The organism is Brevibacillus brevis, assembly GCF_900637055.1.
Taxonomy (GTDB): Bacteria; Bacillota; Bacilli; order Brevibacillales; family Brevibacillaceae; genus Brevibacillus; species Brevibacillus brevis.
Genome location: NZ_LR134338.1, coordinates 5,452,908 through 5,466,052 on the forward strand (window position 1 = coordinate 5,452,908; position 13,145 = coordinate 5,466,052).

General features: G+C 44.0%; 13 protein-coding genes. 6 read left to right on the forward strand and 7 right to left on the reverse strand.

Translation table 11 applies throughout. The annotated features are described in order from the left end of the window. Nucleotides 1–30: 30 nt before the first annotated feature. The gene (locus EL268_RS26480) at nt 31–969 is read right to left on the reverse strand and encodes a nucleoside hydrolase (RefSeq protein ID WP_106652327.1); all 939 of its coding nucleotides are present in this window, start codon (nt 967–969) and stop codon (nt 31–33) included. Between the two features lie 188 nt (nt 970–1,157). Then, nucleotides 1,158–2,324 carry a tryptophan synthase subunit beta gene (gene trpB / locus EL268_RS26485; RefSeq protein WP_106652326.1) on the reverse strand — a complete coding sequence of 389 codons (1,167 nt, stop codon included), beginning with the start codon at nt 2,322–2,324 and terminating at the stop codon, nt 1,158–1,160. 214 nt (nt 2,325–2,538) lie between these two features. On the opposite strand from trpB, the gene EL268_RS26490 reads away from it, so the two are divergent. Further along, entirely contained in the window at nt 2,539–3,864 is a 1,326-nt protein-coding gene (locus EL268_RS26490) for an esterase-like activity of phytase family protein (protein ID WP_232030088.1), read from the forward strand. Between the two features lie 212 nt (nt 3,865–4,076). Here EL268_RS26490 and EL268_RS26495 read toward each other — a convergent pair whose 3' ends face one another. Next, nucleotides 4,077–4,577 carry an SMI1/KNR4 family protein gene (locus tag EL268_RS26495; protein WP_106652324.1) on the reverse strand — a complete coding sequence of 167 codons (501 nt, stop codon included), beginning with the start codon at nt 4,575–4,577 and terminating at the stop codon, nt 4,077–4,079. 130 nt (nt 4,578–4,707) lie between these two features. After that, nucleotides 4,708–5,142, reverse strand: a complete 435-nt coding sequence (locus tag EL268_RS26500) for a HEAT repeat domain-containing protein (RefSeq protein WP_106652323.1) — start codon at nt 5,140–5,142, stop codon at nt 4,708–4,710. Nucleotides 5,143–5,330: 188 nt separating this feature from the next. Between EL268_RS26500 and EL268_RS26505 the strand changes: the two genes are divergently transcribed. Further along, nucleotides 5,331–6,644 carry a hypothetical protein gene (locus tag EL268_RS26505; RefSeq protein WP_106652322.1) on the forward strand — a complete coding sequence of 438 codons (1,314 nt, stop codon included), beginning with the start codon at nt 5,331–5,333 and terminating at the stop codon, nt 6,642–6,644. Between the two features lie 51 nt (nt 6,645–6,695). Here EL268_RS26505 and EL268_RS26510 read toward each other — a convergent pair whose 3' ends face one another. After that, nucleotides 6,696–7,913, reverse strand: a complete 1,218-nt coding sequence (locus tag EL268_RS26510) for a macrolide family glycosyltransferase (RefSeq protein ID WP_106652321.1) — start codon at nt 7,911–7,913, stop codon at nt 6,696–6,698. Between the two features lie 230 nt (nt 7,914–8,143). Continuing rightward, on the reverse strand, nt 8,144–8,938 hold the full coding sequence (locus tag EL268_RS26515; RefSeq protein ID WP_106652320.1) for a glycosyltransferase family 8 protein: 795 nt from the start codon (nt 8,936–8,938) through the stop codon (nt 8,144–8,146). A 325-nt stretch (nt 8,939–9,263) separates the two neighbouring features. Between EL268_RS26515 and EL268_RS26520 the strand changes: the two genes are divergently transcribed. The 3 genes from EL268_RS26520 (at nt 9,264) to EL268_RS26530 (ending at nt 11,818) form a co-directional block, all read left to right on the forward strand. Then, nucleotides 9,264–10,349 (forward strand): glycosyltransferase family 28 protein, encoded by a 1,086-nt coding sequence (locus tag EL268_RS26520; RefSeq protein ID WP_106652319.1) that lies wholly within the window; start codon nt 9,264–9,266, stop codon nt 10,347–10,349. A 237-nt stretch (nt 10,350–10,586) separates the two neighbouring features. Continuing rightward, nucleotides 10,587–11,210, forward strand: a complete 624-nt coding sequence (locus tag EL268_RS26525) for an acetate uptake transporter (protein ID WP_106652318.1) — start codon at nt 10,587–10,589, stop codon at nt 11,208–11,210. Nucleotides 11,211–11,374: 164 nt separating this feature from the next. Further along, on the forward strand, nt 11,375–11,818 hold the full coding sequence (locus EL268_RS26530; protein ID WP_106652317.1) for a cell wall hydrolase: 444 nt from the start codon (nt 11,375–11,377) through the stop codon (nt 11,816–11,818). A 102-nt stretch (nt 11,819–11,920) separates the two neighbouring features. Here the strand turns inward: EL268_RS26530 and EL268_RS26535 are convergent, their stop codons facing one another. Then, nucleotides 11,921–12,301, reverse strand: a complete 381-nt coding sequence (locus EL268_RS26535) for a winged helix-turn-helix transcriptional regulator (RefSeq protein WP_106652316.1) — start codon at nt 12,299–12,301, stop codon at nt 11,921–11,923. Between the two features lie 210 nt (nt 12,302–12,511). Here EL268_RS26535 and EL268_RS26540 point away from each other — a divergent pair, with 210 nt between their 5' ends. Continuing rightward, complete coding sequence (locus EL268_RS26540; protein WP_106652315.1) at nt 12,512–13,045, forward strand: NAD(P)H-dependent oxidoreductase; 534 nt, start codon at nt 12,512–12,514, stop codon at nt 13,043–13,045. The last annotated feature ends 100 nt before the right edge of the window (nt 13,046–13,145 follow it).

Below are 13,145 nucleotides of genomic sequence, written 5' to 3' on the forward strand. Positions count from 1 at the left end.
GTGTCGATATCTAAGATGACTTGCTTTGTTCTAGATCGCTTTTTTCGCTAATTCTGTCATGTAATCAAAGAATGCATCACGATCTACGTCATAAACCACATGTACCGGGCGTCCGTCAGCCGTCTCAACGGTTCGGCCTTGGCTTGCCCCTTCTGTAATGACGATGCTGTTAACCGTTTGCACCTTTACAAGATCACTATTGCCAACAAATGCTGTGGTTAATACATCCCACAGGTAGTAAGTCGAGTTGGTCGAGAAGTGTACGAGCGGCGGCACCATTGCATAGCATTGACCCAAGAAATCGACACCGATATGCTTGCGCTCTTTTGCCCAGCGCTCACGAACATCCAGTGTCAGTGGGACCTGGTTCGTGCTCTCCAGTGCGACCAAATCAATCTCCATTCCGCTTTCCCATACGCGAGCAGCCGCATCCGGGTCCCAGAATACATTCCACTCTGCGGTTCCATCGTGCTCAGGCTCATGCACGTTTCCTTCTTCGCGGAATGTTCCGCCCATCCACACTAGGCGCTCTACTTTTTCTTCGATGGTCGGATCGATATCCAATGCACGCGCAAGGTCAGTCAAAGGACCGGTAAACAGCAAGGTTGTTTTTCCTTCCGTTGCACGCAGCGTTTCAATCATGTGAAGATGAGCAGGTTTGTCTGCTACTGGCGTAATCACTTCTCCTGCTTCATTGAGCAAGGGCAGTGCGTCTACATAAAATGCATGCATGCGCCAGTCCTTTGGAAAAGGATTTTTCCCGCGGGAATTGGACTCTGCTACATCCAAACCGCCGTTACCGAAACGATCAATGATTTTCCGGCTGGCAAACATCGCTGGTTCCAAGTAGCAATCCGCTGGAATGACGGATACCCCCGTCAGATTCACATTGTCCATTTGGAGCAGCAAGAATAAAGAAATTAAATCATCAACGCCGCCATCATGGTTAAAGTAAATGTTTTTCTTCATCATTATTATCTCCAATCTCATACATGAACTTGTAAGAAGTACAAGTAAACCACTATTATTTGGAACCCTTCAAAAAATAATACTAAAGTTTCACTAAAAAATATACAATCATTATGAACAAGCTGTGGACGATAAAGAGACTATCCTCCAGTAGAAAAATCTACTTTCGTGACAGCCTCTATGCCCCTTTATTTGTTTAACAGATGGAAAACTTGCTCTACGTCTTTGTCACCTCGTCCTGAAAGATTAACAATCAGGATCTGCTCCGGTGAAAGAGTGGGAGCCAACTGCAAGGCATACGCAATGGCATGTGCGCTTTCCAAGGCAGGAATGATTCCTTCTGTTCTCGATAATTCTTGATAAGCAGCCAACACTTCTTCATTCGTCACCGTGTAGTATTCCGCTCGTCCACTTACTTTTAGCTGGCTGTGCTCTGGACCAATACCAGGATAGTCCAACCCCGCAGCAATCGAATACGTTTTTTGCGGTTCCCCATTTTCATCCAGCAATACGAGGCATTTAAAACCATGGATGACGGCTGGAACTCCTTTGGTCAAGGTAGGTGCCTGATCAGGCTCAACACCAATCAGACGTACGGATGGTTCCTCTATATAATGGGCAAAAGCCCCAATCGCGTTACTGCCGCCGCCAACAGCAGCGATGACCGCATCCGGCAAACGCCCTTCTTTCTCCAAGATTTGTCGCTTGGATTCTTCACTGATAATCGATTGGAAATACTTTACCATCGTAGGGAAAGGATGCGGCCCAACCGCAGATCCCAATAGATAGAACGTGTTTTGATAGTTTTGAACCAAATCATTCAGCGCTTCATCAACCGCATCCTTCAATCTTCCTTGTCCTTTGGACACCGCTACCACTTTTGCGCCTAAAAGCTCCATTCGAAACACATTCAGGGCTTGCCTTTTCGTATCCTCCGCTCCCATATAGATCACGCATTCCATGCCAAACATCGCGCAAACAGTCGCGGTAGCAACTCCATGCTGTCCTGCACCCGTCTCGGCAATTATACGATGTGCACCCATTCGCTTTGCCAGAAGGATTTGACCGATGACATTATTGATCTTGTGGGCACCGGTATGGTTTAAGTCTTCCCGCTTTAGATAAATTTTGGCACCGCCGAGTTTTTCCGTTAAATGACGAGCAAACGTCAACGGATTTTCCCGACCTATATATTCTTTCAGATAATACTTGTACTCTTCGATGAATTCCTCATCATCTTTATATCTTTCGAATTGTTCAGCCAAATAGTCCAACACTTCCTGCAATTGTGGAGGGACAAAGCTTCCTCCGAACTCCCCGAAATATCCCTTTTTAGTCTGTTCTGTCAACGACATGCTCATCTCTCCTCAGCTATAGCTAGTCCTCAATCCTTCCTTGCATTTTATAAGATCAAAAGAGAGTGTGTCAATTTAGTTTTATGATTATTCAGAATTCGTTAGTTTGTTGGTAAGTTTTACAAAACCATCATTTTAGCTTCATATTTCCCCAATATAGATCGGGTAGTCTAACAAAAGCAGTTCACTACGTCGTTTTTTCATTCGGAGGGGTATGATGAAGGTTCGCTTTCAAAAGAAAGGCTTTCTGATCGCAACAATTGCGGCTCTAACATTGATCGGTACACAAGGAGCAGGTGCAGCACAAAATGTAACGGGAGCACCCGTTGTAACCGAAATTCATGAGTGGAAAAATCCTCCTGCGCTCGCTGAAGGTATTAAAGAAGGCGGCTTCTCTGGTCTGGTGCATCTTCCTAACGACCCTCCTTCTATCTTTTATACATTGGCTGACCGTGGACCCAATGGGCAATACGGCAAGGACGAGCTACGTACGTTCCCTGACCAAAACTACACACCACGCTTGTACAAAATCAAAGTGGAGAATGGAAACATTCACGTTTTGGAAACCATCAAACTGCGTTTGCCACAGGGCAAGATCAACGCTTTTACGAAAACGAACGATATCAGCGGATTGCCGAATCTCGCTGGCCCTGATGAAGTTCCCTACGATGTAACGGGAACAAAAAAGATTAGTTACGATCCAGACGGTTTGGATTTGGAAGGCATCGCTTACAATCCAGTCGACGATACTTTTTGGTTGTCCGACGAATACCGCCCATCCATCATCCAAGTAAAACGTGACGGCACAATCCTGGGCCGCTATGTGCCAAAGGGCACCAAAGAAGCCTTGGTTGCCGCGGGCGCAAAGATGGAGATTTTTGATACTTTGCCAGCCGTCTATTCCAAACGCATTGCAAACCGTGGCTTTGAAGGTATCACCGTCTCGCCAGACGGCAAGTTCTTGTACACTTCCATTCAAAGTCCGATGGCACTCCCTGATAAAAAGACAGGCGAATCTTCCCGTAATTTGCGCATTTTAAAGATGGATCTCGCCACCAAAAAAGTCGTAGGCGAGTACATGTACATCGCAGAGAACGCAAAAGATTTCGTGAAAGTGAAACAGAAAGACGTCGTTATCAGTGACTTGGCCGCACTCAGCCAGGATGTTTTACTGATTGACGAGCGAGACAAAAATGCCGGGGCAGACGTACAGCTTAAGCGTATTTACAAAGCAGATTTTTCGAAAGCAACCAATTTACTCGGTACGTCAACAAGTGAGCATGACTTCGAAAAACTCACCGTTGCCCAAGTGAAAGAGCAAGGAATCGTGCCTGTTTCCAAGGAATTGCTGGTGGATGTAGCCAAGCTGAATTATCCGCATGAAAAGCTGGAAGGCTTGGCGATTGTGGATAAAAACACGATTGCCATTGTGAATGACAATGATTTCGGCGTAGATGGCTATGACGAGAAGGGTAAGATTAAAATCAACAGCAATCCAACGCAGATGTATGTGATTAAAGTAGGTAAGGATTTGAAATAAGAAGGAAAAGAAGAAGTCCTGCGCTTCAAAAAAGTGGTGGGACTTCTTTTTTTCCTTCATTGTTGAAATAGAAATATCCACGTGAATGTAAGAAATGTTATTAAACCACTTTTAGTTGGAACTTCAAATACAGTCGGTGTAAATAGTATAAGGAAAAGCCTCGCGGTTGATTTATGTCCGCGAGGCTTTTAACTAGTCATTCGTATTTTTAATTAATACAACTTCGATAAAAATTCAGTAAATGTTGAAGCGATTGGGGTGATGGCTTCTCTTTGCCATTCTTCTAGGGATTTTTCTTCTAGTTCTTGCTCGTCCAGGTCTCTTTCCGAAACCAAATATTCGTGGTCAGCAAAAACAACAATTGGTTCAGCATGCTTCCCATTGACATAATCAAAGCAGATAGAACCACCTCCTGCATCGTATCCGATAGGAATCACTCCATCAGGCAAAGAGTCCTTTGTTTGCTCATATGCTAGCAATATACGGTAACTCCCCACCTTTCTACTAAGGCTAAAGAATGAATTAAACACTTTTCCTTCTACTCGTCCGTAATCAAATCGGCATGGAACTGGAGCTCCTGCATTATTCTCAAGCATACACTCTACGAAATCTTTCGGAAAGCGTACTCCTATTGCAAATTCAACTTCTTCGATATCTTGAATGTCTATTTTTTCTGTGCAGCATTCAAATGTTACCTGCTTTGGAATTGTCATACCATTGCTCCCTGTTAATAATTTCGATCCACTTTACTAATATCGGAAATTCTTACATTTCATTGAAACAAAAAAAAAGAAGGGGCATGATCCCCTTCCTTTGCCACTCATTCGATTTCTTCTGCTCTTTCTATAACGACTCCCAGGTGTTTTCCAGCCACTGATCAAAATCAGCACCTTTTTCTCCCTCGTACGTATCATAGATATCGCTTCTCATTTTTTGCAGTTTCTCTTTGAATTCCTCGAACGTATGACCTTTTGGCAAGCTTTTCTTAATTCTTACCAGGGCTTTCGTTGCTCCTTTGATCAAGTCGCCTTTTTTCTGAACAGGTAATCGAACACCTTCCCCAAATGCTTTCAGTTTTTGAAAAGCAGTCTCTTGCACTTTGTACACCGTATCGTTTTCCATCATTCGCGTCAGTAATTGAATCGTTTGCTCATGCTTCCACTGCCCTAATTCTTCAACAGCCTCTAAGCGCTCTCTCCAATTCGATGTTCGATTGGCTGCTTTCTTTAATTCCTCAAAGTTTAGAGGAAGCTCGTTTTTGATTACAGGTTTATTCAATCAAATCTATCTCCTTCTGACTATCATCCTTCTATTATGACACTACGCCACACGAATAACACCACCTGCTCACATATAAATTTCTCGAACAACTAGGTCTGTTCCCGTCACCTCATGAATAAAATGAACGGTATTTCGCCAGTTCCCCTGTCGTCTATACATTGAGAGGAAAAAGGGAGGGTTGCCTATTGTTAGCAGTCAGGAAGAAGAAAATATCCCTTTGGGTGATCAGCGTAATGATGCTCTCTGCCATCCTGTTGCTCTTTGTGCCATCCGTAGAAGGGGCACAGGGCAAGGGATCTGAAGCATCCACAAACACAAATGTTTTAGCCGCAGCCAAAGTCGCACCAAAGGGCTTTTATGCAAAATGGGAGATGGATGTAGGTGGAACACGAGGATGCTCCACCTTGTGCTGGGAGTATTTTTACTTCATCAACGATAAGCAGGTGGCAACCACTTTCCCAGATGGCGGAATAGATGCACTCAATTGCAGTAAAGATAAATGTCTGACGTATCAAATCAAAGGGAACAAACTCACGCTCAGTAACGGAAAATCGTATACGTTCAAAGTCAAATCAGCAAACGAACTGGAGATCAATGGTGGAAAATTTATCAAATACGCCCCCTCTACTGGGTTGAAGCTTCAGGGTAAGTACGAGTCTTTCAGCTATTCCTCCAACGTTCTTGGTACTGGCTATGCAAGCTCAATCACCTATGTATTCAATAAAGACGGTACCTTTGTGGACAGCAGCCTCGTGGGCGTCATCACAGATGGTTCCAGTACAGGAGATAATTCGGGCACTTCTACTAGCGTCGGATCGGAGTCCCAAGCATCTGGAACCTACCAAATTACAAACTATACCATCACTCTGACCTATAAGGATGGCAAAACGAAAAAGCTCCTATTTTTCCTCCCTGAACAGCCAAGTCCAAAAATGCTGCGCATCGGTGGTCGCGACTTTTTGCTCGCGGATGGAAACGCCTCTAAGCCTCAGCCCCCTGAACCGCCTTCTGCAGATTTTCTCACAACCAAAAAAGTAGCAAAAAAACAAGTACTCTTTACCTTCAAGCCAGACAAGAGCGATCAGTATGACAACATCAAAATTACCCTGCAAGGGTACCAGTGGGCAAAGCTGACGATTGAGCCAGCTTATGTCAATTCTTTTAAAGGATTCGGTGATAAGGGGATTGTCGCGCTAACGGCAAAATATCGTATCGATAATGGGTCAGCTCAAACGGTTAAAGTCAACAGCTTGCAAGTTGCGCTTGATTTGCCTGATTCCAAAGCCAGTGTAAAAGCCGCAATCGGATTGACCCCTACAGTCAAGGATGAGTTAAAAGCAGGTGAAAGCGTGGAGAGCATGCTGGTCATTTTGGTTCCAGCGGAGCATTTTGACAAGAACAAGGATTTCAAGCTGTGGTTTGGTCCATTGCTCAACCTGAAAGGCCAAGATGTGTTTCAAGAGGAATGGCCCAACTTCAACATTTGGAAGAAACTATAGTCAAAAAAGCTTCTTGCCGCTCATGATGATGAGGCAAGAAGCTTTTCATTTTTAATTCAGCACGGAATACAAAGACATGATACGTCTTGCTGCTTCTTGGTATCCGCCAGCGTTACGCAAGGAGTCCCCTACCTGTATCGCACGCTCTTTATAGGTGGATTCGTTCAACACTTTCAGCAAAGCATCCTTCAAAGCTGTCGGTGTAAGCTGCCCTCTATCTAACATAATACCCGCTCCTAACTCCTCCACCCGCTTCGCCACAATCGGCTGATCGGAGCTTAATGGAATCATGACGAGGGGCACATGAAAATAGAGAGCCTCACTTGTACTGTTCATGCCCGCATGTGTAATAAAAGCATCGGCTTGCTGGAGCACTTCCAGTTGCGGAACGTACGGCTCAACAATGAAGTTTGGCGGAATATTATCACCCAGCGACTCCAGCTCCGTGTCTTTTCCGCAAGACAGTACAAATTGAGCCGGGATATCTTGAAAGGCCTCAAAACACAGTTTGTAAAGCTCCACATCTTTGGTCAAAATACTGCCCATGGAAATGTATACGACCTTATCGTGTGGCGAGCGGAGCTTTTCAAACGGAAAAGAAGGAGCATCAGGACGCGATGTAATCGAAGGTCCTGTAAATATATAACTATCGTCCAGCTTGTCAGCATCTGGCTGGAATTCACGACTGGTAAAGACAATCTTCATGTCCCCATACTGGCGGGTAATATCTTCAATGGCAGGTACGGCTACGTTGCATACACGAGCGATGCTCTGTGCAGTCTGCGTCACTCGTTCATAAAGTGCATCCACATCTACAGCATCGCTTGCATCAAACACTTCGACAATCTTGCTGAGTGGTTCAGCAAATGCCAGGTTGGTTACGGAGCAGATCGTCGGGATTCCTAACTTCTCCCCTAAAATCGCCCCTCCCCACCCAAACAAGGAGTCAAAAATCAGGTAATCAAATGATTCGTTTTGTATCTGCCGGAGAATCTCGGGAATGCGGGGTTCAATAATGCCTCGGAGCATAAAATCAGTGAAATGAAGAGGGTGTTTGAATTCTGTTGGGTTAAAGCCTAGGTCGCGAAAGACTTGTTCATCCAATTGATAAGCGCGGAATTGTGCCCCAGTCTGGGCAAGCCTATCCCGATATTCTTCTGAGCACATATAGACGACTTCTTCTCCGTTGCCGACTAGCTGCTTCACCAATCCCAATGTAGGATTGACGTGACCTTCTGCTGGAATCGTAACATACAGTACGCGTGCCACTCACTCCACCTCCAAAAGAATACCTAATTAGAAAATGTTTCCATTTCATTATAGGCTAGATGGGTGGTGAAAATGGTTAAAATCCAAATATTTCATAATTTGTTCAATATTTTAAACGAAGATGTTTATTATGTTGGAAGAAAACACAAAAATCCCTCCAGCCATCATTTCTCCATGTGAAGGGATTTCCATCCATTTTATTTAATTAGGAAGCCCCAAAAGTCCAAAGCCTACAAGTCGTTTAACTTCTTTACTTTTTTGAGGTATTTAAAATATTCCTCTCGAAGCGGGTGCTTTTTACTCAACCACGGTTTACTATCTTCCCCTGTGTAGTGAATTATGGCCGGATCTATTCGCAGGTTGCTTTTATAAAGATGTTTGGACTGATAATTCCACTTTGTGTCAAGCTGAAGCCAATTATCATGAAGAATCGCATTCATCGGATCTTGACTGGGATAACGAATAATACTTTGGTTCTTTTTCATGTAATCCATAATCTTTTTTGTGATGTTATGCTCTCTCCATTTTTTCAAATTCATGACTAATACTCCTGCATTAAAGTAATCACAGTCATCCGGAATAGCTAGGTCTGCATGTCTTAACTTGTTTACCCCTTGCCATGAATCCATCACCGCTGCAAGGAAATATTCATCAACTTTTGTGTTCCATAATGGAGTGATGTCCTTTTTAATCACGATATCACTGTCCAAATAAATCACTTTTTCCACTTCTTTGTCCAACAGGTCTGGAATAGAAATTCGATGATAGGTTTCCTGCGTAAGATGATCACGAACAAGGAATCCATCATATAGGGTCGGATCAATAGTTACATATTTGATTTGAGCATGGAATCGTTTCACAGTTTTCGTTAAGATGGATTTATTTTTCCCTGAGACTTGACTGTCAATAACGTGAACGATGACTGGGTTTTTCGAAACCTTATTTTCAAAAAGGGAATATAACATGACTGCGAGATGTATAGCAAAACCATCATTAACGGCTGTTACAATATGAATCGTGCCCACTATTCTCCCACCCCATATCCTTATTGAGCTATATATACACACTATTCATGGACAGCGCTGGTTTGTGTGATGAAAATACCCAATTATTTCTAGATGGGAGCACAAATCACAGCTGCAGACTTCCGCTAATGCCGCTTTTTTCTGTGATCGTGAAGAAAACCGTTATACGACTAGAGCATGTTCCATCCATCCCCATAAAATATATAAGCTGAGAGAACGACTCGAATTCGGCAATGACCTTATCCCATCAGTCGCGGTATGGGGGTAACTTGTCCAAGCTCCAGACAGGGAACAAGAAAGTACCTATTTAAAAGGGTGATGAAATATGATCTCCTTTGTGGTTGGCAGAGGTATGGGCCATCTCGGTAGATGCATTAGCATAACCGAAAAATTGCAGCAACACCATCTTCCCATTCACGTGTTTGCCTTTCGGGAAACACATGGCTATTTATCGAAAAACCTGCACAATGACGTCCAATTGAAAGCCTTTAAATCCAAGAAATTTGAAGATGGTAAACAAACCACACTATTAATAAATGATTGGCGTTCCGATGTGCCTCGATTTCGCAGTGAGGGGAAAGTCGGTGGAAACACAAAGGTCGTGACCCTCTATCACAGTGACTTTATCATCGAAAAAAATGATTCAGCTCCGATGCAGGAATACAAAAATCGCATTGTAGAAATCGCCAATCAATCCGATATCTTTCTGCATATGAATCTTATACCGCCTAAGCAGACCCAACCGCAAATGAACTGCATCTATATCCCCATTCCTTTAATCACCAGGGAAATCAGCCAGTCACCGGAAGAAGTACGACGCATGTTAGGCCTTCAGCAGAACGAGTCGTTTATTCTGGTTCACATGGGTGGCGGACTCGCTAACCGTTATGAACAGATCGTGAAGTGGTATGATCAAATAAACTCGCTTGCCGGCCGCTATCGATTTGTTGTGGCAGGACAATTGGCAGATGAAGATTACCAATTCGATGAAAGGATCATCAAAGCCCCTCTTATCCCGAATGGCAAAAATCTTGTAAAGGCGGCCAGTCTGGTCATTAGCAAACCGGGCATGGGCATTTTAGGAGATTGCATCTCCACTGGAACCCCATTGCTTTTCCTTCCGCCAGATGATGCGGAACGCGAGCAAAAAATAGATATGCTGCGAGAAATAGCCAATAGTGATAGGATATCGATCCAGGAACCGGAAGAGATTGTACCAAAGATCGAGTATGCTTTAGCAAACAAAGAGGTCATTCAAAAAAGATTTAGCCTTATCCCTACCAACGGCGCTGAGGTCGCAAGCAAAATAATCGAAATGGCATACCGAACCCCGCTATCGAAATTGCCAAAAAGACAGGAAGATCTCCTGCGCTTGACGCCGTATAGCTCCTTTGGAAATAAGGACGGATGACATTGAAGCAAGCAAACAAGGAGGACTGTCTTAGGTAGAAGATCAATTTCTGCTTAAGACAGTCCTCTTACTTTCGCGTTTCGGTATGACTTGTTGATCTATTCCTGAAGCATGATTTTCCATCTATACGTTGAGTATATTTTCGATTAGAATATATCAGTGCTGTTCTGCTATCCGCAGAATGCCTATTCTTTCACAGGTTTATCCTGATCTCATTGGAGGCTTTTTACTACCATCATGAATAGTCAACAACATACCAACGTCAAAATCGTCACAGCCGATCCTAGCGCGATCGGTTTATTCGGACTGGCTATCGTTACGTTCGTAGCTTCTTCGCAAAAGCTTGGACTGACAGAAGGTCTCGGACTCGTGATTCCCTGGGCCATCTTCCTTGGTGCTTTTGCCCAACTCTACGCATCTATCCTCGATGCGAAGCACAACAACACATTCGGGACGACCGCTTTTGGGGCGTATGCGTTCTTCTGGTTCGCGACGGCAAGCAGCTGGCTTGTGAAGCTCGGTGTATTCGGTGAGACACTCGCAGCTAACGCTGACGGCGCGCAGCTCGGCTTTGCCTTCGCTGGCTATCTCATCTTCTCCATTCTGATGACGATTGGATCGATGGAGACTCATAAAGTATTGTTCTTTATCTTCGTACTGATCGACGCCCTGTTCGTGGGACTGACCTTTGATGCTTTTGGCATTGCTTCTGGCGTATTCAAACCAATGGCTGCTTATGCTGAGATGGGAATCGCTCTTCTCTCCTTCTACGGTGCAGGGGCAGCGGTGCTCAATAATCACTTCGGCAAAGTATTCCTTCCTGTCGGTCGTCCGTTTGGGATTTTTAAAGCTCGTTCTTAGGTTGGTAGCCGCTCTTTCGCGTTGTTCTGCGAGGGGGCGGCTTTTTCTATGCAACGCTTTCCACATCCACGGATTGGTGTTTGCTCTATTGAGTGATTTGAAGCGTAACATATCCTCTTCATCTACAATATGATGTGCCTAGAACAATCTAAAGAGGTGAGTCGATGGCAGTCGTAAAAGCCAGGAAGAATGATATTGACATGTTGGCAAGGTTGCTTCGTGCCGAAGCTGTGGGTGAAGGCGAAATGGGTATGCTCCTTGTGGGAAACGTTGGAATTAACCGAATCAGAGCGAATTGCTCCGATTTTAAAGGAATACGGACAATTCCCCAAATGATCAACCAGCCGCATGCGTTTGAAGCTCTGCTTCATGGTATGTACTACCAAAGGGCTAGAGAGAAAGAACGCCGTCTGGCGCGACGGGTTGTGAATGGGGAGCGGCATTGGCCGGGCAAATTCGCCCTCTGGTATTTTCGTCCGGGAACGGCGCAAAATCCCCTGCCTTGTCCACCGACCTGGTATAATCAGCCGCACGTAGGACGATACAAGCTTCATTGTTTTTATGAGCCGACCGCGAAAGAATGTGAAAATGTATATAATACTTTTTAACTTCATGGACGAAAACAGCCCAGACATTTCACTATGGGTGAGTTACGACAAGGGGCTTGAACATTAGCCCCTTGTATTTTTGTAAGTCTGATCAAATCAACGTTACGCTCCGAAATCTCCAAAGTCCTCCGGTGACTTATCCTCCAGCAAGATGATATCTTCTCCTTGCTGTTGTCTTAATTTAATATTTTCTTTCCCCCACGAACACATAACATCAATGATCTTATTCGCTGTAACTCCATATTCCGTGAGACTATATTCGACTTTTGGCGGCATTTGCTGGTACACATATCTTTTTACAAGTCCATCCTTCTCAAGTTCGCGCAGCTGCTGGATCAGAACCTTTTGCGAAATGCCGTGAATATTGCGCTGTAATTCGCTTGTTCTCTTTCCACCGGACATTAACAAGCATATGATCAGAGCTTTCCACTTTCCGCCGATGATTTCAAGTGTCGCCTCTATGCCTAGATTATATTGTTTCATAGATGAACACCTCGTTCATGCTGATCTTGTAACATCAGTATAAAAATTGATTGTTGCATATTTATTTTTGGGAGTCCAGTACACACCTTGAGGTAACCATCTTACTTTATTGTGTGTATTTTCTTTTTTTTATGCCTGCAAGATAATGATGATATTCAAAAAAGAGGCAAGGCACTTTGGGGATTTTGGACTGAGAAGGGAGTTATTATAATGAAAACATTGGTGATTTTGGCACACCCGAACATAGAGGCTTCAAGCGTGAACCAGCGCTGGAAAGAAGAGCTGCTGCAATACCCAAACGATATTACCATTCATGAGATTTACAAAGAGTATCCTGACTGGAACATGGAGGTTCCTAGAGAGCAACGTCTATTAGAGGCATACAACCATGTTATCTTGCAATTCCCGTTGTATTGGTACAGTTATCCGCCTTTATTGAAAAAGTGGTTTGACGATGTTTTTTCTTACGGATGGGCTTATGGATCAACTGGTGACAAGCTTAAAGGCAAAAAGGTAGGACTTGCCATGTCCATCGGCGATAAAAAAGAAAATTATTCGCCAGAGGGCTCTGTTTCTTTTACCGTGGATGAAGTGATTACACCTTTCAAAGCCAGTACAGTACATGTGGGCGCTGTGGCATTACCCTATTTTGCTGTCTTCGGAGCTTCATTTCAAGCGAGCGATGAGGAAATCAATCGCAGTGCAAAAGAGTATATCGATTATATCTTTACGTATCAACAATAACCAAGCTCTTCCGTGTTGCTATCCCATCATATCTTTCAGAGAAGCATAGATCCACTTCCTCTGATGACTACTGTCGCGATCTTTACATACATTTGTTTTT